The organism is Ramlibacter sp. (genome assembly GCF_013697775.1).
Taxonomy (GTDB): Bacteria; Pseudomonadota; Gammaproteobacteria; order Burkholderiales; family Burkholderiaceae_C; genus Ramlibacter.
The window spans coordinates 1-19084 of sequence record NZ_JACCWG010000258.1; the positions used below are offsets into that span (position 1 = coordinate 1).

A 19084-nucleotide genomic window follows, 5' to 3' on the forward strand; every position below is an offset into this window, starting at 1 on the left:
ACCATCGAGAGTGCCAGCAGCCAATAGGTGTTGCGCAGGACGCGGTTGCGCTGCTCGACCGAGGTGACGCCGCTGCCGGCACCGTAGTTCTGAACTGTCTGTTCCATTCGAGTCCTCCGCCTGAAGGCGATTGGGAGCTATGAGTAACGCGCGGGATTCTAGTTCCCGATGCAAACGCGCGCAGACCCTTCGTCGAGTTCCGAACGCGCCGACCCGGACGATACAATTCGTCGCCTCGGGCCCGGCACATATGCCGATCGAGGCGGCCACTTCAAGGCCACCCCAAAAAGAGCCCTCGTGTCTGCCTCCCTGCTGCCCGACCACGCCCTGGCCCTGCTGGCCCTCGCCGACGGCTCGGTGTTCATCGGCAGATCGATCGGCGCGCCCGGCACGACGACCGGCGAGGTGGTGTTCAACACCGCGCTCACCGGCTACCAGGAAATCCTCACCGACCCGAGCTATTGCCGGCAGATCGTCACCCTGACTTATCCGCACATCGGCAACTACGGCACCAACCGCGAGGACGTCGAGTCGGCGCAGGTGTTCGCCGCCGGCCTGGTGGTCAAGGACGTGCCCGCGCGGGCGTCGAATTTCCGCAGCGACTCGTCGCTCGGCGACTACCTGCGCGGTGCGAATACGGTCGGCATCGCCGGCATCGATACGCGGCGCCTGACGCGCCACTTGCGCACGAAGGGCGCCCAGAACGGCTGCATCGTCGCCCTCGCGCAGGGCGCGGCGATGGCGCCGGGGGCGGTCGAGGACGCGATCGCCGGGGCCCGCGCGACGCCGAGCATGGCCGGCCTGGACCTCGCCAAGGTCGTCAGCGTGCGCGAGCCGTACGAGTGGAAGGAAACGACCTGGGCGCTCGGGCGCGGCTACGGCGCGCTCAAGGACGCGCGCTTTCACGTCGTCGCCTATGACTTCGGCGTCAAGCACAACATCCTGCGCCTGCTCGCGGAACGCGGCTGCCGGGTCACCGTCCTGCCCGCCGAGACGCCGGCCGCGCAGGTGTTGGCGGAGGCCCCCGACGGCGTCTTTCTCGCCAACGGCCCGGGCGATCCGGAGCCGTGCGACTACGCGATCGCGGCAACCCGCGAGCTCATCGAGCGCGGCCTGCCGACCTTCGGCATCTGCCTCGGCCACCAGATCATGGCGCTGGCCTGCGGCGCGCGCACCTACAAGATGAAATTCGGCCACCACGGCGCCAACCACCCGGTCAAGGACCTCGATACCGGCCGGGTCAGCATCACGAGCCAGAACCACGGCTTCGCGGTCGACGAGAAGACGCTGCCGGCCAACCTGCGCCCCACGCACGTGAGCCTGTTCGACGGCACCCTGCAGGGCCTGGTGCGCACCGACCGGCCGGCGTTCTGCTTCCAGGGCCACCCTGAAGCCTCGCCCGGGCCGCACGACATCGGCTACCTGTTCGACCGGTTCACCGGCCTGATGGCCGAGAACAAACAGAAGAAGTAAGAGCCATGCCGAAGCGCACAGACATCCAATCCATCCTCATCATCGGCGCCGGCCCGATCGTCATCGGCCAGGCCTGCGAGTTCGACTACTCCGGCGTGCAGGCCTGCAAGGCGCTGCGCGAGGAGGGCTACAAGGTCATCCTGATCAACAGCAACCCGGCGACGATCATGACCGACCCGGCCACGGCCGACGTCACCTACATCGAGCCGATCACCTGGCAGACGGTCGAGAAAATCATCGCCAAGGAAAGGCCCGACGCCGTCCTGCCCACCATGGGCGGGCAGACGGCACTGAACTGCGCGCTGGACCTGTGGCGCCACGGCGTGCTGGACAAGTACCAGGGCGCGGCCACGGGCAAGCCGGTGGAGCTGATCGGCGCCACCCCCGAAGCCATCGACAAGGCCGAGGACCGCCTGAAGTTCAAGGATGCGATGACCCGCATCGGCCTGGGCTCCGCGCGCTCGGGCATTGCGCATTCGCTGGAAGAAGCCTGGGCGGTGCAAAAGCAGCTGGGTTTCCCGGCCGTCATCCGCCCCAGCTTCACGCTGGGCGGCACCGGCGGCGGCATCGGCTACAACGCCGAGGAATTCGAGACCATCTGCAAGCGCGGCCTGGAAGCCTCGCCCACCAGCGAACTGCTGATCGAGGAGTCGCTGCTCGGCTGGAAAGAGTTCGAGATGGAGGTGGTGCGCGACAAGAAGGACAACTGCATCATCGTCTGCTCCATCGAGAACCTGGACCCGATGGGCGTGCATACCGGCGACTCGATCACCGTGGCGCCGGCACAGACCTTGACCGACAAGGAATACCAGATCCTGCGCAACGCCTCGCTGGCGGTGCTGCGCGAGATCGGCGTGGACACGGGGGGCTCGAACGTGCAGTTCGCCATCAACCCCGAAGACGGCCGCATGGTTGTGATCGAGATGAACCCGCGCGTGTCGCGCTCGTCCGCGCTGGCATCCAAGGCCACGGGCTTCCCGATCGCCAAGGTGGCGGCCAAGCTGGCCGTGGGCTACACGCTGGACGAGCTGCGCAACGAGATCACCGGCGGCGCCACGCCGGCGAGCTTCGAGCCCAGCATCGACTACGTGGTGACCAAGATCCCGCGCTTTGCCTTCGAGAAATTCAAGGACGCGAACGACCGCCTCACCACGCAGATGAAGTCGGTGGGCGAGGTCATGGCCATGGGCCGCACCTTCCAGGAAAGCTTCCAGAAGGCGCTGCGCGGCCTGGAGGTCGGCGTCGACGGCCTGAACCAGAAGACCGTGGACCGCGAGGAACTGGAAAAGGAACTGGGCGAACCCGGGCCGGAACGCATCTGGTACGTGGGCGACGCGTTCGGCATGGGCCTGTCGGTGGACGAGGTGTACGACCTTACCAAGATCGACAAGTGGTTCCTGGTGCAGATCGAGGAAATCGTGAAGATCGAAATCGACCTGGACAAGCTCACCGCGGAAAAAGGCGAGGGCGCACTGGCGTCGCTGGACGAACCCACGCTGCGCGCGCTCAAGCGCAAGGGCTTTTCCGACCGCCGCCTGGCCAAGCTGCTCAAGACCACCGACAAGGCGGTGCGCGACTTGCGCAAGACGCTGAACGTGCGCCCGGTCTACAAGCGGGTGGACACCTGCGCCGCCGAGTTCGCCACCAACACCGCCTACATGTACTCGACGTATGAGGACGAGTGCGAGGCAGAGCCGACGAACAACAAGAAGATCATGGTGCTGGGCGGCGGGCCCAACCGCATCGGCCAGGGCATCGAGTTCGACTACTGCTGCGTGCACGCGGCGCTGGCCCTGCGCGAGGACGGCTACGAGACCATCATGGTCAACTGCAACCCGGAGACCGTGTCCACCGACTACGACACCTCCGACCGCCTGTACTTCGAGCCGCTGACGCTGGAAGACGTGCTGGAGATCGTCGACAAGGAAAAGCCCGAAGGCGTGATCGTGCAATACGGCGGCCAGACGCCGCTGAAGCTGGCGCTGGGCCTGGAGGCCGAGGGTGTGCCCATCATCGGCACCAGCCCCGACATGATCGACGCCGCAGAGGACCGCGAGCGCTTCCAGAAGCTGCTGCACGAACTCGGCCTGCGCCAGCCGCCCAATGCCACCGCGCGCACCGAGGCCGAGGCGCTGGAGAAGGCGCAGGCGCTGGGCTACCCGCTGGTGGTGCGCCCCAGCTACGTGCTGGGCGGCCGCGCCATGGAGATCGTGCACGAGCAGCGCGACCTGGAGCGCTACATGCGCGAAGCCGTGAAGGTCTCCAACGACTCGCCGGTGCTGCTGGACCGCTTCCTGAACGACGCCATCGAATGCGACGTGGACTGCATCTGCGACGGCCAGCGCGTGTTCATCGGCGGCGTGATGGAGCACATCGAGCAGGCCGGGGTGCACTCGGGCGACTCGGCCTGTTCGCTGCCGCCGTATTCGCTGTCGCCTGCCACGGTGGAAGAACTCAAGGTGCAGACCGCGGCCATGGCGCGCGGTCTGAAGGTGGTCGGCCTGATGAACGTGCAGTTCGCCATCCAGGAGCTCGACGGCAAGGACGTGATCTTCGTGCTGGAAGTGAACCCGCGGGCGTCGCGCACCGTGCCCTACGTCAGCAAGGCCACCGGCATCCAGCTGGCCAAGGTGGCGGCGCGCTGCATGGTCGGCCAGTCGCTGGACGCGCAAGGCATCACCCACGAGGTGACGCCGCCCTACTTCAGCGTGAAGGAGGCGGTGTTTCCGTTCGTGAAGTTCCCGGGCGTGGACACCATCCTCGGCCCGGAGATGAAGTCCACCGGCGAGGTGATGGGCGTGGGCAAGACCTTCGGCGAAGCCTTCGTCAAGAGCCAGCTGGGCGCGGGCACCCGCCTGCCGACGGCGGGCAAGGTGTTCCTGACCGTCAAGGAAAGCGACAAGCCGCGCGCGGTGGCGGTGGCGCGCGAGTTGGCGGCCATGGGCTTCGAACTGGCGGCCACCAAGGGCACGGCGGCCGCCATCGGCGCCGCAGGCATTGCCTGCCAGACGGTGAGCAAGGTGGCCGAGGGCCGGCCGCACATCGTGGACATGATCAAGAACAACGAGATCGTGATGGTGGTCAACACGGTGGAGGAGCGGCGCAACGCCATCGCGGATTCGCGCGCCATCCGCACCTCCGCGCTGCAGGCCCGCGTAACCACCTTCACCACCATCGCCGGCGCCGAGGCCGCGGTGGAGGGCATGAAGCAGATGGACAACCTGGACGTCTACAGCGTGCAGGAGCTGCACGCGCAGCTGGCCTGAAGCGCCGCCCTATAATCGGAGCATCGAAGAAAGAACCGCCGGGCGGCAACGCCCGGCGGTTTTGCATTGTGGAGCGAGCAAACATGGTCACCATTCCTATCACCAAGCGCGGGGCGGAAAAGCTCAAGGCGGAACTGCATCGCCTGAAAACAGTGGACCGTCCGGGCGTCATCAACGCCATCGCCGAGGCGCGGGCCCAGGGCGACCTGTCCGAGAACGCGGAGTACGAGGCCGCCAAGGACCGCCAGGGTTTCATCGAAGGCCGCATCCAGGAGATCGACAGCAAGCTGGCCGCGGCGCAGATCATCGACCCCGCCGCGGTGGACGCCGAAGGCCGCGTGGTGTTCGGCGCCACCGTGGAGCTGGAGGAGCAAACCAGTGGCGAAACCGTGCGCTACCAGATCGTCGGCGAAGACGAGGCCGACCTGAAGCTGGGCCTGATCAACGTGTCCAGCCCGATCGGCCGCGCCCTGATCGGCAAGGAAGAGGGCGACACCGCCGAAGTGCAGGCACCCGGCGGCATCAAGCGCTACGAAATCGTCGCGGTCCAGTACATCTGAGCCGCATGGGCTTCAAGGCGCGCCTCCCGCTTCTGGCCGCCGCGCTCTGGTGGGGCAGCCTGACGGCCATCGGCTTCATGGCCGTGCCGCTGCTGTTCGCCAACCTGCCCACGCCGGCACTCGCCGGCGGCATGGCCGCCAAGCTCTTTTCCGCGCAGACCTGGCTGTCGCTGGGGTGCGGGGTGGTGCTGCTGTATGCCAATCACTCCACCGTTCGCCCTGAGCCTGTCGAAGGGCCCGCCCAGGCTTCGACAAGCTCAGCCCGAACGGAGGTGCCAGCCCGAACGGAAGCGATGCCAGTCCGAACCGAAGCCTGGGCGCTCGCCGGGCTGATCCTGGCCTTGCTGGTGGAATTTGCCGTGGCGCCGCGCATCGTCGCGCGCCAGAACCTGGCGCTGTGGCACAGCGCGGGCAGCGCGATGTATCTGGCGCAGTGGGCCTGCGCCGTCATCGCGCTGTGGAAGCTCAGCCGAGTTGGCGCTTCTTGACCGAGCTTTTCTTGTCCTTGGACTTCTTCACCTTGCCGCCGGACGTGAGGCGCTCGTTGCCCAGCACGCGCACGTGCTTGACTTCCGGGCGCTGGCCGCCGCGCGAGCTGTACTTCAGGACCTTGTATTCGCGCGGGCCGGCCTTGCGGTCCTCGTCCTTGGCACGCTCCTTGTCGGCTTGCGGGCGCCACAGCACCAGCAGCTTGCCGATGTGCTGGATGGGAGCGGCGTTCAGCTCGTCGGCGAGCTGCTGATACAGGGCCTCACGCGCGGGGCGGTCGTCGCCCAGCACGCGGATCTTGATCAGTCCGTGGGAGCCGAGCGCGGCATCGGTCTCTTTTTTCACGGCCGGTGTCAGGCCATCGCTGCCGATCATCACGACCGGGTCGAGATGGTGGGCTTCGGCTCGATGCGCTTTGCGCTCGGCCACAGTCAGTTGAATCGCAGGCATAGCGCCTATTATCTTCCTTGCAACGAGCGCCGCATGAAAGTCAAAACCAAGAGCAAGAAAGTCAACAAGGCATGGTTGAACGACCATGTCAACGATCCCTACGTCAAACTGGCGGCCAGGGAGGGCTACCGCGCCCGCGCCGCCTACAAGCTCAAGGAGATGGACGAGGCCCTGCACCTCATCAAGCCGGGCCACGTGGTAGTGGACCTTGGCTCGGCGCCGGGCGCCTGGAGCCAGTACGTGCGGCGCAAGCTCTCCCCGGCGGGCGCGGCGGTGGGTGAGCTCAACGGCACCATCATCGCCATGGACATCATTCCGATGGAACCCGTGGAAGGCGTGCAGTTCCTGCAGGGCGACTTCCGAGAGCCGGAGGTGCTGGCCGCGCTGGAAAAGCTGCTGGCCGGCCGCAAGGTGGACGTGGTGGTCTCGGACATGGCGCCCAACCTGTCGGGCATCGCCGCGGCCGACGCCGCCCGCATCTCGCACCTGGTGGAGCTGGCGGTCGATTTCGCCTGCAACCACGTCAAGCCCGAGGGCGCGCTGATCACCAAGGTGTTCCACGGCAGCGGTTACAGCCAGCTGTCCAAGCTGTTCAAGGAGCGCTTCCGGGTGGTCAAGCCGATGAAGCCGAAGGCATCCCGTGACAAATCCTCCGAAACCTTCCTGGTCGGGATCGGTCCCAAGATGCCGGCCCCGCAGGATGCCGGCTGACGCGCATATGCTGTGAACCCCTAGGGACTCCGTTGCGCATTTGCATCTTTCCATGTCTTGAAACGCCTAGAATGAGCAGCATCTGGGCCTAGACATGGGCGCATAGTCCCTCGGAGACACAGTTGAACAATCAGTGGTTTTCCAAGATCGCCGTCTGGCTGGTGATCGCCCTGGTGTTATTCACCGTATTCAAGCAGTTCGATACCCGTGGTGCCGCAGGCGCTTCGGTGATGGGCTATTCGGACTTCCTCGAGGAAGTCCGGAACAAGCACATCAAGAACGCGGTGATCCAGGAAGGCCAGGGCGGCACGGAAATCATCGCCCTCACCAACGACGACCGCAAGGTGCGCACCACCGCCACCTACCTCGACCGCGGCCTGGTCGGCGACCTCATCAACAACGGCGTGAAGTTCGACGTCAAGCCGCGCGAAGAAGGCTCGCTGCTCATGACCCTGCTGGTCAGCTGGGGCCCCATGCTGCTGCTGATCGGCGTGTGGATCTACTTCATGCGGCAGATGCAGGGCGGCGGCAAGGGTGGGGCCTTCAGCTTCGGCAAGAGCAAGGCCCGCATGCTCGACGAGAGCAGCAACCAGGTGACCTTTGCCGACGTGGCCGGCTGCGACGAAGCCAAGGAAGAAACCAAGGAAGTCGTCGACTTCCTGAAGGACCCGCAGAAATTCCAGAAGCTGGGCGGGCGCATTCCGCGCGGCCTGCTGCTGGTCGGCCCTCCGGGCACCGGCAAGACGCTGCTGGCCAAGGCCATCGCCGGCGAAGCCAAGGTGCCGTTCTTCTCGATCTCCGGCTCCGACTTCGTCGAGATGTTCGTCGGCGTGGGCGCAGCCCGCGTGCGCGACATGTTCGAGAACGCCAAGAAGAATGCGCCGTGCATCATCTTCATCGATGAAATCGACGCGGTCGGCCGCCAGCGCGGCGCCGGCCTGGGCGGGGGCAACGACGAGCGCGAGCAGACCTTGAACCAGATGCTGGTCGAGATGGACGGCTTCGAGACCAACCTGGGCGTGATCGTGATCGCGGCCACCAACCGGCCCGACATCCTGGACGCCGCGCTGCTGCGCCCGGGACGCTTCGACCGCCAGGTCTACGTGACGCTGCCCGACATCCGCGGCCGCGAGCAGATCCTGAACGTGCACATGCGCAAGGTGCCGATCGGCCAGGACGTCAACGCCAGCATCATCGCCCGCGGCACGCCCGGCATGTCCGGCGCCGACCTGGCCAACCTGTGCAACGAAGCGGCGCTGATGGCCGCGCGCCGCAACGCGCGCGTGGTCGAGATGCAGGACTTCGAAAAGGCCAAGGACAAGATCATCATGGGCCCGGAGCGCAAGTCCATGGTCATGCCCGAGGAAGAGCGGCGCAACACCGCCTACCACGAGTCCGGCCATGCGCTCATCGGCAAGATGCTGCCCAAGTGCGACCCGGTGCACAAGGTCACCATCATCCCGCGCGGCCGCGCGCTAGGCGTGACCATGAGCCTTCCCGAGCAGGACCGCTATTCTTACGACCGCGAATACATGCTCAGCCAGATCGCCATGCTGTTCGGCGGCCGGATCGCGGAGGAGGTGTTCATGAACCAGATGACCACCGGCGCTTCGAACGACTTCGAGCGGGCCACGCACCTGGCGCGCGACATGGTCATGCGCTACGGCATGACCGACGCGCTGGGGCCGATGGTCTATGCGGAAAACGAGGGCGAGGTGTTCCTCGGCCGCTCGGTCACCAAGACAACCAACATCTCCGAACAGACCATGCAGAAGGTCGACGAGGAAGTGCGCCGGATCATCGACCAGCAGTACACGCTGGGGCGCCGGCTGGTCGAGGACAACAAGGGCAAGATGCACGCCATGGCCAAGGCGCTGCTCGAGTGGGAAACCATCGACGCCGAGCAGATCGACGACATCATGTCCGGCAAGGACCCGCGTCCGCCCAAGGACTTCACGCCGCGCACGCCGCCCACCGGCGGCTCGGGCGGCACGCCCGTTGCCGCCAATCCGGCACCGACGACCGCCTGAACGTCAAGGTTCGGCAAAGCTTGAAAAAGGGGCCCGCATGGCCCCTTTTTCGTTACGCGCTGTCGCACAATTCCGGGCATGCAATGGCAAACCGCGCGTTTCACCATCGATCTCGCCCGCCCGCGGGTGATGGCCGTGGTGAATGTCACGCCCGATTCCTTCTCCGACGGCGGCCGCTTCTTCAGCACCGCCAATGCGCTGCGGCGCTGCGAACAGGCCATCGCCGAAGGCGCGGACATCCTCGACCTGGGCGGTGAATCCAGCCGGCCCGGCACGCCGCCGGTGCCGCTGGAAGACGAACGCGCCCGGGTGCTGCCGGTGCTGCGCGAGGCGGTGGCCCTGGGCGTGCCGATTTCCGTGGACACGTACAAGCCCGAATTGATGCGCGAGGCGCTGGACCTGGGCGCCGACATCGTCAACGACATCTGGGCGCTGCGGCAGCCCGGCGCGCGCGAGGCCGTGGCCGCGCACGGGAGCTGCGGCGTCTGCCTGATGCACATGCACGGCGAGCCCCGCACCATGCAGCGCCAGCCGATGCAGGGCGACGCGGTGCCACAGGTGCGCGGCTTCCTGCGCGACGCCACCGCAGCGCTGCTGGAACGCGGCGTGGCGCGCGGCCGCATCGCCTGGGACGCAGGCATCGGCTTCGGCAAGACGGTCGAACAGAATTTCGCGCTGCTCGCGCGCCAGCACGAACTGCTGGCTGACGGCTACCCGCTGCTGGCGGGGTGGTCGCGCAAATCTTCGCTGGGCACCGTCACCGGCCAGCCGGTGAACGAGCGGATGGCCGCCAGCGTGGCCGCGGCCGTGCTGGCGGTGGAGCGCGGCGCCCGCGTGGTGCGGGTGCACGACGTCGCCGACACCGTCGCGGCGCTCAAGGTGTGGCAGGCCACCATCGCGCAGGTCGCCACGCAAGAACAACGATCACAAGAAAGCCCTTCGCCATGAGCAGAACCTATTTCGGCACCGACGGCATCCGCGGCACGGTCGGCCACGAACCCATCACGCCCGACTTCGTGCTGCGCCTGGGCCACGCCGTCGGCCGCGTGCTCAAGCGCACCGAGGAGCGGCCCACGGTGCTGATCGGCAAGGACACGCGCATCTCCGGCTACATGCTGGAAAGCGCGCTGGAGTCGGGCTTCAACTCGGCCGGCGTCGACGTGGTGCTGCTCGGCCCGCTGCCCACGCCCGGCGTGGCCTATCTCACGCGCGCGCAGCGCGCCAGCCTGGGCGTGGTGATCAGCGCCAGCCACAACCCGTACCCGGACAACGGCATCAAGTTCTTCAACGCGCAGGGCGCCAAGCTGTCGGACGAGTGGGAGCAGGAGGTCGAGGCCGCGCTGTCGCAGCCGCCGGTCTGGGCCGACTCGGGCTCGCTCGGGCGCGCGCGCCGCCTGGACGACGCGCCGGGCCGCTACATCGAGTTCTGCAAAAGCACCTTTCCCAACCACCTCACATTGAAGGGCCGCAAGATCGCCATCGACGCGGCCAACGGCGCGGCGTACCACATCGCGCCCAAGGTGTTCCACGAGCTGGGGGCCGACACCTTCTGCATCGGCTGCGCCCCGGACGGCCTGAATATCAACGACCATTGCGGCGCCACCCATCCCGATGCGCTGGTCGAGCACGTGAAGCAGCACGGCGCCGACTTCGGTGTGGCGCTGGACGGCGACGCCGACCGCGTGCAGCTGGTGGACAGCGCGGGCCGCCTCTACAACGGCGACGAGCTGCTCTACCTGATGGTGACGGACCGGCTGGACCGCGGCGACAAGGTCGTCGGCGCGGTCGGCACGCTCATGACCAACATGGCGGTGGAACTGGCGCTGAAGGCGCGCGGCGTCGAGTTCGTCCGTGCCAAGGTCGGCGACCGCTACGTGCTGGAAGAGCTGGAGAAGCGCGGCTGGCTGCTGGGCGGCGAGGGCTCCGGCCACCTGCTGTGCCTGGACAAGCACACCACCGGCGACGGCTTGGTCAACGCGTTGCAGGTGCTGCAGGCCGTGGCCCGCAGCGGCCGCAGCCTGTCGCAGCTGATGGAAGGCGTGCGCCTGTTCCCGCAGTCGCTCATCAACGTGCGGCTGAAGCCGGGCCAGGACTGGCAAAAGAGCGGCCAGCTCGCCGGCGAGCGCGAGCGGCTCGAGCACGAGCTCAACGGCAGCGGCCGCGTGCTGATCCGCCCCAGCGGCACCGAGCCGGTGCTGCGCGTGATGGTGGAGGCGGCCGATGAGCGTATGGCCACCGAAGGCGCGCAGCGGCTGGCAGATGCCGTGCGCGCGGCCTGAGCGTCCAGACCCCGCACAGCACCGGGCGCCCGCGCGGCCGTTTCAAAACGTCACTGCCCGTGAATTTTCCGCCAATGGCGCCGGAAATGGCCGAGCTACCCATTTACCGCTGAGCATCCATATGGCTCAGCCATGACACTCCCCGCTATGCGGCCGCGTGGAGGCGGCCGTTTGTTCATCAAACGGGGACTCATCGATGCGATTCAATACTTGGCGGCAGGGCCTGGCCTGCCTGGCGTCCGCATGCCTGCTCGCCGCGTGCGGCGGCGGCGACGACTCTGACGATCACAACAACGCGGCGGCTTCGGCCGACGGCGGCACGGCGATGAACGCCGCGGCCGGCGACGTGGCCGCCGTGTACGTGCCGCAGGCCGCACCGGCAGCTGCCGGCCGCGGCGGCGCGCCGGCCGGCTTCAGCCGCTACATCGTGGAATTCCACGGCAATGTCGAGGGTCACGCCGAGCACGCGCGCGGCCTGGCCGCGGCGCACCGCGGCAACCTGGTGCACACCTACAGCCATGCGCTCAAGGGCTTCACCGTGATGGTGCCCGACGCGGCGGCCGACGCCTTCGTCCTGGCGATGCACAACAACCCGAACGTGGACCACGTGGAGCTGGACCAGGTGGTCACGCGCACCGGCGTGCAAAGCAGTCCCGACTGGGGCCTGGACCGCATCGACCAGCGCGAGCTGCCGCTCAGCGCCAGCTACAGCTATGCGGGCACCGGCAGCGGCGTGCGAGCGTACATCATCGATTCCGGCATCCGCGCCACGCACGCCGACTTCGGCGGCCGCGTGCTTCCCGGCTACACGGCCATCGCCGACGGCTGGGGCACCAACGACTGCCACGGCCACGGCACGCACGTGGCGGGCACCGTGGGCGGCGCGACCTGGGGAATGGCCAAGGGCGTGAGCCTGGTGCCCGTGCGCGTGCTGGGCTGCGACGGCACCGGCCTGATCAGCGGCATCATCGCCGGCATCGATTGGATGGTGGCGAACGCGCCGCGTCCGGCGGTGGCCAACATGTCGATCGGCGCGGGCGCCTCGACCTCGTTCGACGCCGCGGTCGCCCGTGCGGTATCCGCCGGCATCACCGTGGCGGTCGCGGCGGGCAACAGCAATGCCGATGCCTGCAACTACTCGCCCGCGCGCGCCACCTCGGCGATCACGGTGGGCGCCACCACCAGCACCGACGCGCGCGCCTCGTATTCCAACTGGGGCAGCTGCCTGGACATCTTCGCGCCGGGCAGTTCCATCACCTCGGCCGGCATCGCTTCGGACAGCGCCACGCAGGTGATGAGCGGCACCTCGATGGCGACGCCGCACGTGACCGGCATGGCCGCGCTCTACCTGCAAAACAACCCGGCGGCGACGCCGGCGCAGGTGACCGCGGCGCTGACCTCGGGCGCGACGCCGAACAAGGTGATCGGCGCCGGCAGCGGCTCGGTCAACGCGCTGCTGTACGCCGCGCTGGACCTGGCGGTGCTGCAGCCGGTGGTCGCGCCGGCCCCGGCACCTGCACCCGCACCCGCCCCGGTGGTCACCACCACACCGATCGCGATCGGCTGGATGAACGCGAGCGGCACGCGCCTGAGCAACAAGAGCTGGCGCGCCAACATCACCATCGCGGCGAAGAACGGCAGCGGCGTCGGCGTGGCGGGCGTGCTGGTCACCGGCAACTTCACCTACGGCGGCGCCGGCGTGAGCTGCACCACCGGCACGAGCGGCACCTGTACGCTGTCCAGCGGCAGCATCAGCGTCATGCAGACCACCTTCGGCGTGACCCGGCTCTCGGGGACCAACATGAGCTACGACGCTGCCTCCAACGCGATCACCTCGGTGACGGCGTACCGGCCCTGACGCGGGGGCGATGGGCTACATTGCGGTCGGTCAGGAGGCCGACCATGCAATGTTTCCAGCTTGAAACCAGGGGCCACGTCGCCCACCTCGTGCTGTGCCGGCCCGAGGCGATGAACACCATGGGCCCGCTGTTCTGGCGCGAGCTGGACGCGGTGCTCACGCAGCTGCACCGCGAAGGCACGGCGCGCGCGCTGGTCATCTCCTCCACCGGCAAGCACTTCAGCGCCGGCATGGCGCTGGAGACCTTCGGCGGCGCCATCGCCATGGACGACGCCACGCCCGAGGGCCGCGCCGCCATCCATGACCTGCTGGCGGACATGCAGTCCACCTTCAGCAAGCTGGAGAGGCTGCGCATCCCCGTGATCGCGGCGATCCAGGGCGGCTGCGTCGGCGGCGCGGTGGACATGGCCACCGCCTGCTGCATCCGCTACGCGACGGCCGACGCCTTCTTCTGCATCCAGGAAATCAACATCGGCATGGTGGCCGACGTCGGCACTCTGCAGCGCCTGCCCAAGCTGGTGCCGCTGGGCGTGGTCAAGGAACTTGCGTACACCGGCCGCCGCCTGCCGGCGGCACGCGCGCTCGGCTACGGCCTGGTCAACGAGGTGTTCGACACGCACGAAGCGATGCTCGCCGCGTCCCTGAAGTGCGCTGAAGAAATCGCCGCCAAGCCGCCGGTGGCAGTGTGGGGCACTAAGCAGGTGATCCACTACGCGCGCGACCACAGCGTGGACGATGCGCTGAAGCAGATGGGATGGGTGCAGGGCGCGATCTGGAGCAACGCTCACGTGCGCGAGGCGATCGCGGCGGCGAAGGACAAGCGCGCCGCGGAGTTTCCGCCGCTCGCGCCATTAGGGTCGTTCAGGGACTCCTGAGCGGCGGCCGCATCCCGCCACGCGCAGTTAGAACGCCCGCTCTCCCCTGCACCACGCACCCAGCACCACCGGCATGCCGCCTTCCGTCTCGCGCACGCGGATGACGTCGGCGCGCTGGCCCGGCGCGATCTCGCCGCGATCCTCCAGGCCGATAGCGCGCGCCGGGTTGCGGCTGACCGTGGCCACGGCCTTGGGCATGCTCCAGCCCAGGTCGCGCAGCAGGAAAGCCGACTGCACCAGGCTGGAGGGCACGTAGTCGGACGACATGATGTCCAGGAGGTCGAGGCCGGCCAGCTCGGCGGCCGAGACGTTGCCCGAATGCGAGCCGCCCTTCACCAGGTTGGGCCCGCCCATCACGATGGCCATGCCGGCGCGCCGCGCGGCCTCGGCGGCGCGCACGGTGGTCGGGAATTCGGACACGGCGACGCGTTCCTCGCGCGCCAGCTCCACATGCTCGACCTCGGTGTCGTCGTGGCTGGCCAGCGGGATGCCGCGCGCGTGGCAGCCGGCCACCACGGCGGCGCGGTGGCGCGTGGCGAAGGCGACCTGCTGCCCGGTGCGCTCGCGCACCAGGCGCTCGTACTCGGCGTCGCGCAGGCTGCCGTTGCGCTCGGTGTAGCGGCGGTACTTCACCAGGTCGCGCCACTGGCGCTGGCCCGGCATGTGGTCCATCACGCTCACCAGCTCCACCAGCGCGTCGTCGGCATACGCCTCGAAGTTCTCCACGATGTCGGGCGCGGACACCTCGCAGCGCAGGTGCAGCAGGTGCTCCACCCGCAGCAGGCCGCTGTCGCGGCAGGCGTGCAGCGCGTCGATGGAGGCCCGGTAGGTCTGGCTGCGCGTGCCGCCCTGGTCCATGTCGCCGATGACGATGGAGTCCAGCACGGTGGTGATGCCGGCGGCGGCGCACTGCGCGTCGTGCGTCACCGTGGCCGAGACCGCGTTCCAGATCACGCCGGGGCGCGGCACCAGGTGCTTTTCCAGGTTGTCGGTGTGCAGCTCCACCAGGCCGGGCAGCAGCCAGTCGCCGCCCCAGTCCTCGGCGCCGGCGATGGAACTGCCGCCCCGGTCCACCGCGCGGATGGTGGCGCCCTCGATCACGGCGCAGCCGGTGAAGGTGTCGCCGTTCGCCACGATGCGGGCGTTGCGGATGATGCGTTGCGTCATGCGGTCTCCATAAAAATGAATGTTCGTCAGGCGGCGCGGAAGGCTTCGACATCGACCCAGTGGGTGGCGACGGCGTCGCGCACTTCGGCGTCGTGGAAGATGCCGATCACCGCGGCGCCGCGTTCGCGTGCCTCGCGGATCAGGCCGACCACCACTTCGCGGTTGACATCGTCGAGCGACGCGGTCGGCTCGTCCAGCAGCAGGATGGGATGGCCGGCGATCAGGCCGTGCGCGATGTTCACGCGCTGCTGCTCGCCGCCGGAGAAGGTGGCCGGCGGCAGCTGCCACAGGCGCTCGCCCAGGTTGAGGCGCGCCAGCCAGCGCGCGGCCTCGGCGCGCGCGGCGTCCGCCGGATGCCCCAGGCGGCGCAGCGGTTCGGCCACGATGTCCAGCGCGGACACGCGCGGGATCACGCGCAGGAACTGCGTCACGTAGCCCAGCGTGCGGCGGCGCACCGCGATCACCTCGCGCGGCGATGCGCCGGTGAGGTCCACCCAGCGCGCCTCGTGGCGCACGCGCACCGTGCCGCTGGTGGCGGCGTAGTTGCCGTACAGGCAGCGCAGCAGCGAACTCTTGCCGCTGCCCGAGCGGCCGGTCAGCGCCACGCACTCGCCTGGCGCCAAGTCGAGCGCGACGCCGCCGAACACCGGCAGCCGGATGGCGCCGCGGCCGTGCAGCGTGAAGGTCTTGCCCAGGTCGCGGACTTGCAGGACTACGTCTGTCATGGGGTGAGCACCGAGGAAACGAGCAGTTGGGTGTAGGGATGCTGCGGGTCGTCCAGCACGCGGTCGGTCAGGCCTTGCTCCACCACCTGGCCGTCCTTCATCACCAGCATGCGGTGCGCCAGCAGCCGCGCCACGGCCAGATCATGCGTGACGACAACGGCCGCGAGGTTCAGCTCCTCCACCAGCTCGCGCAGCAGGTCCAGCAGCCTTGCCTGCACCGACACGTCCAGCCCGGTGGTGGGTTCGTCCATGAACACCAGGCGCGGCCGGGTGACCAGGTTGCGGGCGATCTGCAGGCGCTGCTGCATGCCGCCCGAGTAGGTGCCCGGCAGGTCGTCGATGCGCGCGGTGTCGAGTTCCACCCGCTCCATCCAGTGCAGCGCCTCGCCGCGCAGCTGGCCGTAGTGGCGCGCGCCCAGCGCCATCAGCCGCTCGCCGACGTTGGCGCCGCCGGACACGTTCATGCGCAGGCCGTCGCGCGCCTGCTGCTCGACGAAGCCCCAGTCGGTGCGCGCCAGCCGGCGCAGCTGCGCTTCGGACAGCCGCGCCAGGTCCGACAGGCCGCCGGGTGCGTTGCCTTCGGCGCGCAGGTCGTAGGACACCGTGCCCTCGTCGCAGGCCATGCGTCCGGCCAGCAGCTTGAGCAGGGTGCTCTTGCCCGAGCCCGATTCGCCGACCACGGCCAGCACCTCGCCGCCGTGCAGGTCGAAGCGCACGCCGCGGCAGGCCCAGCGGCTGCGGCCGCCCTGCGTGAAGCACTTGCCGACGCCGTCCACGCGCAGCAGCACGCCGTCATCGCGCATGGCCGTCTCCCGCGCCTACCGCCAGCGCGTCGCGCACCTGCACCGCCTGCTGCGTGCCGGTGTGGCCGGCCGCGCAGCGTTGGCCGCAGTAGTCGCTGTCGGAGCAGACGAACAGGCGGCTGCCCGCGTCGTCCACGATCATCTCGTCCAGGAAGCTTTCGCGCGCGCCGCACAGCGCGCAGGCGTGCTCCCAGCGCTGGACCTGGAACGGATGGTCCTCGAAGTCCAGGCTGCGCACCTCGGTGTAGGGCGGAATCGCGTAGATGCGTTTCTCGCGGCCGGCGCCGAACAGCTGCAGGGCAGGGTTCATGTGCATCTTGGGATTATCGAATTTGGGAATCGGCGACGGCGAAGTAAGGTAGCGCCCGTTCACCAGCACCGGGTAGTCGTAGGTCTTGGAGATGGCGCCCAGCTGCGCGATGTCCTCGTACAGCTTCACGTTCATCAGCCCGTACTCGGCCAGCGCGTGGATGCGGATCGACTCGGTGCGGCGCGGCTCCAGGCGGAACAGCGGATCGGGCATGGGCACCTGGTAGACCAGGATTTGCTGCTCGGTGAGCGGCGTCTCCGGAATGCGGTGGCGCGTCTGGATCACCGTGGCGGCGGCCGTCCTGCCGGTGGTCGCAACGCCGGTCACGCGCTCGAAGAAGCGGCGGATGTTCACCGCGTTGGTGGTGTCGTCGGCGCCTTGGTCGATGACCTTGAGCGTGTCGTCGCGGCCGATCAGGCTGGCCGTGACCTGGATGCCGCCGGTGCCCCAGCCGTAGGCGAAGGGCATCTCGCGCGAACCGAACGGCACCTGGTGGCCGGGGATCGCCACCGCCTTCAGCATGGCGCGGCGGATCATCTTCTTGGTGCGTTCGTCCAGGAACGCGAAGTTGTAGGGCGTGTCGTGCATCAGGCGGCTTCCTCGCGCGCTCGCGCGGCATGTTCGGCGCGCAGCCTGCGCACCAGTTCCAGTTCGGACTGGAAGTCCACGTAGTGCGGCAGCTTCAGGTGCTGCACGAAACCAGAGGCTTCCACGCTGTCGGCGTGGGCCAGCACGAACTCCTCGTCCTGCGCCGGCGCAACGACCGGTTCGCCGAGTTCGCGCGCGCGCAGGGCGCGGTCCACCAGCGCCATCGCCATCGCCTTGCGCTCGCTGCCGCCGAAGGCCAGGCCGTAGCCCTGCGTGAATTGCGGCGGCAGCTCGCGGCTGCCTTCGAACTGGTTGACCATCTGGCATTCGGTGAGCTCGACGTCGCCGATCTCGATGGGAAAGCCAAGTTCGTCGGGCACCAGCTCCACCGCCACGTGCCCGCGCCGGATTTCGCCGGCGAACGGGTGGCCGTTGGCATAACCGCGCTGCGTGGAATAGCCCATGGCCAGCAGCCAGCCCTCGTCGCCGCGCGCCAGCGCCTGCAGGCGCTGCGGCCGGTCGGCGGGGAACATCAGCGGCGCGCGCGTCAGGTCGCCAGGCTCCTGCCCGGGCTGCGGCTGCGGGGTTTCGACCAGTCCTTCGCCGGCCAGCAGTTCGCTCACGCGCGGCGTGTGCCGTGGCATGGGCTCGCTGGCCGGCTGCAAGGCATCCATGTGGCCGCCGTCGGCCAGCAGCTGGAAGTCCAGCAGGCGCTGCGTGTAGTCGTAGGTGGGGCCCAGCACCTGGCCGCCGGGCACGTCCTTGAAGGTGGCGGAGATGCGGCGCGACAGGTGCATGCGCGCCGTGTCCAGCGGCTCGGCATAGCCGAAGCGCGGCAGCGTTGTGCGGTAGGCGCGCAGCAGGAACACCGCTTCGATCACGTCGCCGCAGGCCTGCTTGAGCGCCAGCGCGGCGAGCTCGGGATCGTGCAGCGAGCCCTCGGCCATCACGCGGTCCACCGCCAGCGGCAGCTGTTCGCGCACCTGCGCCACCGACAGCTCGGGCACCGCCGTGTCGCCGCGGCGCTGCTGCGCCAGCAGGCGCCAGGAATTCTCGATGGCGGCCGCGCCGCCTTTGACTGCGACGTACATCTCAGGCCTCCTGCCGCTGTACGCGGGTGGTGCGCGGCAGGCCGATGACCTGGCCGCCGCAGGTGAAGAGCGCGTCCACGCCTTGCGGAAACGCCGCGTGGTTGTCGTTCCATTGCGCCCAGAAGTCCGCGGGAAGACCCGCGATGCGCAGCGCTTCGGCGTCGCGGATGCCGGGCCCGCGCGCCTGCACCGGGTCGCCGCCGGTGAGCGATGGCACCTCGACGATCAGCGTCGTGGAGAACTCGGGCGAGGCCAGGCTGCCGGCGGCGAAGGTGCCGAGCGCCGGCATGCGCCGTGCATCGGTCACCACCGCGAAGGCGGCGTCGCGCGCGGCGCCGGCCTGCGGCGCACCGGTGTGAAAGCGCAGCCATTGCGCCAGCGCCGGCGTGGCGTGCTGCCACCACACCGG

The 19084-nt window shown here is 68.6% G+C and carries 17 protein-coding genes and 1 pseudogene; 10 read left to right on the plus strand and 8 right to left on the minus strand.

Features of this window, described 5'->3' with window-relative positions; genetic code table 11:
- Positions 1-107 (minus strand): annotated as a pseudogene (locus H0U68_RS12760) (BAX inhibitor (BI)-1/YccA family protein); the annotation flags it as partial.
- Between the two features lie 190 nt (positions 108-297).
- Here H0U68_RS12760 and carA point away from each other — a divergent pair.
- From carA to H0U68_RS12780, 4 genes are all read left to right on the plus strand, one after another.
- Positions 298-1473, plus strand: coding sequence for a glutamine-hydrolyzing carbamoyl-phosphate synthase small subunit (gene carA, locus H0U68_RS12765; protein ID WP_296356129.1), 1176 nt, complete (start codon positions 298-300; stop codon positions 1471-1473).
- Positions 1474-1478: 5 nt separating this feature from the next.
- Complete coding sequence (gene carB, locus H0U68_RS12770) at positions 1479-4739, plus strand: carbamoyl-phosphate synthase large subunit (RefSeq protein ID WP_296356132.1); 3261 nt, start codon at positions 1479-1481, stop codon at positions 4737-4739.
- A gap of 83 nt (positions 4740-4822) precedes the next feature.
- The gene (gene greA / locus H0U68_RS12775; RefSeq protein ID WP_296356134.1) at positions 4823-5299 is read left to right on the plus strand and encodes a transcription elongation factor GreA; all 477 of its coding nucleotides are present in this window, start codon (positions 4823-4825) and stop codon (positions 5297-5299) included.
- A 5-nt stretch (positions 5300-5304) separates the two neighbouring features.
- Positions 5305-5787 carry a DUF4149 domain-containing protein gene (locus H0U68_RS12780; protein WP_296356136.1) on the plus strand — a complete coding sequence of 161 codons (483 nt, stop codon included), beginning with the start codon at positions 5305-5307 and terminating at the stop codon, positions 5785-5787.
- Here the strand turns inward: H0U68_RS12780 and H0U68_RS12785 are convergent.
- Positions 5765-6238 carry a YhbY family RNA-binding protein gene (locus H0U68_RS12785; RefSeq protein WP_296356138.1) on the minus strand — a complete coding sequence of 158 codons (474 nt, stop codon included), beginning with the start codon at positions 6236-6238 and terminating at the stop codon, positions 5765-5767. The two genes, H0U68_RS12780 and H0U68_RS12785, sit on opposite strands and share 23 nt — an antisense overlap.
- 33 nt (positions 6239-6271) lie before the next feature.
- Between H0U68_RS12785 and H0U68_RS12790 the strand changes: the two genes are divergently transcribed.
- The 6 genes from H0U68_RS12790 (at position 6272) to H0U68_RS12815 (ending at position 13991) form a co-directional block, all read left to right on the plus strand.
- Complete coding sequence (locus H0U68_RS12790; RefSeq protein WP_296356140.1) at positions 6272-6949, plus strand: RlmE family RNA methyltransferase; 678 nt, start codon at positions 6272-6274, stop codon at positions 6947-6949.
- Positions 6950-7071: 122 nt separating this feature from the next.
- A complete protein-coding gene (gene ftsH / locus H0U68_RS12795) occupies positions 7072-8979 on the plus strand; it encodes an ATP-dependent zinc metalloprotease FtsH (RefSeq protein WP_296356142.1) in 1908 nt (635 codons plus the stop codon).
- Between the two features lie 78 nt (positions 8980-9057).
- Positions 9058-9927, plus strand: coding sequence for a dihydropteroate synthase (gene folP / locus H0U68_RS12800; RefSeq protein WP_296356145.1), 870 nt, complete (start codon positions 9058-9060; stop codon positions 9925-9927).
- The gene (glmM, locus tag H0U68_RS12805) at positions 9924-11258 is read left to right on the plus strand and encodes a phosphoglucosamine mutase (RefSeq protein ID WP_296356147.1); all 1335 of its coding nucleotides are present in this window, start codon (positions 9924-9926) and stop codon (positions 11256-11258) included. The genes folP and glmM overlap by 4 nt, the downstream gene beginning before the upstream one ends.
- Before the next feature lie 196 nt (positions 11259-11454).
- Complete coding sequence (locus H0U68_RS12810) at positions 11455-13116, plus strand: S8 family peptidase (RefSeq protein WP_296356149.1); 1662 nt, start codon at positions 11455-11457, stop codon at positions 13114-13116.
- Positions 13117-13160: 44 nt separating this feature from the next.
- Positions 13161-13991, plus strand: coding sequence for an enoyl-CoA hydratase-related protein (locus H0U68_RS12815; protein WP_296356151.1), 831 nt, complete (start codon positions 13161-13163; stop codon positions 13989-13991).
- Between the two features lie 27 nt (positions 13992-14018).
- Here the strand turns inward: H0U68_RS12815 and H0U68_RS12820 are convergent, their stop codons facing one another.
- The 6 genes from H0U68_RS12820 to phnH form a co-directional block, all read right to left on the minus strand.
- A complete protein-coding gene (locus tag H0U68_RS12820; protein ID WP_296356152.1) occupies positions 14019-15158 on the minus strand; it encodes an alpha-D-ribose 1-methylphosphonate 5-triphosphate diphosphatase in 1140 nt (379 codons plus the stop codon).
- A gap of 26 nt (positions 15159-15184) precedes the next feature.
- Complete coding sequence (phnL, locus tag H0U68_RS12825; RefSeq protein ID WP_296356155.1) at positions 15185-15883, minus strand: phosphonate C-P lyase system protein PhnL; 699 nt, start codon at positions 15881-15883, stop codon at positions 15185-15187.
- The gene (gene phnK / locus H0U68_RS12830) at positions 15880-16686 is read right to left on the minus strand and encodes a phosphonate C-P lyase system protein PhnK (protein ID WP_296356157.1); all 807 of its coding nucleotides are present in this window, start codon (positions 16684-16686) and stop codon (positions 15880-15882) included. The genes phnL and phnK overlap by 4 nt, the downstream gene beginning before the upstream one ends.
- Entirely contained in the window at positions 16676-17584 is a 909-nt protein-coding gene (locus H0U68_RS12835; RefSeq protein ID WP_296356159.1) for an alpha-D-ribose 1-methylphosphonate 5-phosphate C-P-lyase PhnJ, read from the minus strand. The genes phnK and H0U68_RS12835 overlap by 11 nt, the downstream gene beginning before the upstream one ends.
- Positions 17584-18675, minus strand: coding sequence for a carbon-phosphorus lyase complex subunit PhnI (locus H0U68_RS12840; RefSeq protein WP_296356161.1), 1092 nt, complete (start codon positions 18673-18675; stop codon positions 17584-17586). Before H0U68_RS12840 ends, H0U68_RS12835 begins: the two co-directional genes overlap by 1 nt.
- Position 18676: 1 nt before the next feature.
- A partial coding sequence (gene phnH / locus H0U68_RS12845; RefSeq protein WP_296356163.1) for a phosphonate C-P lyase system protein PhnH occupies positions 18677-19084 on the minus strand: 408 nt, incomplete at its 5' end.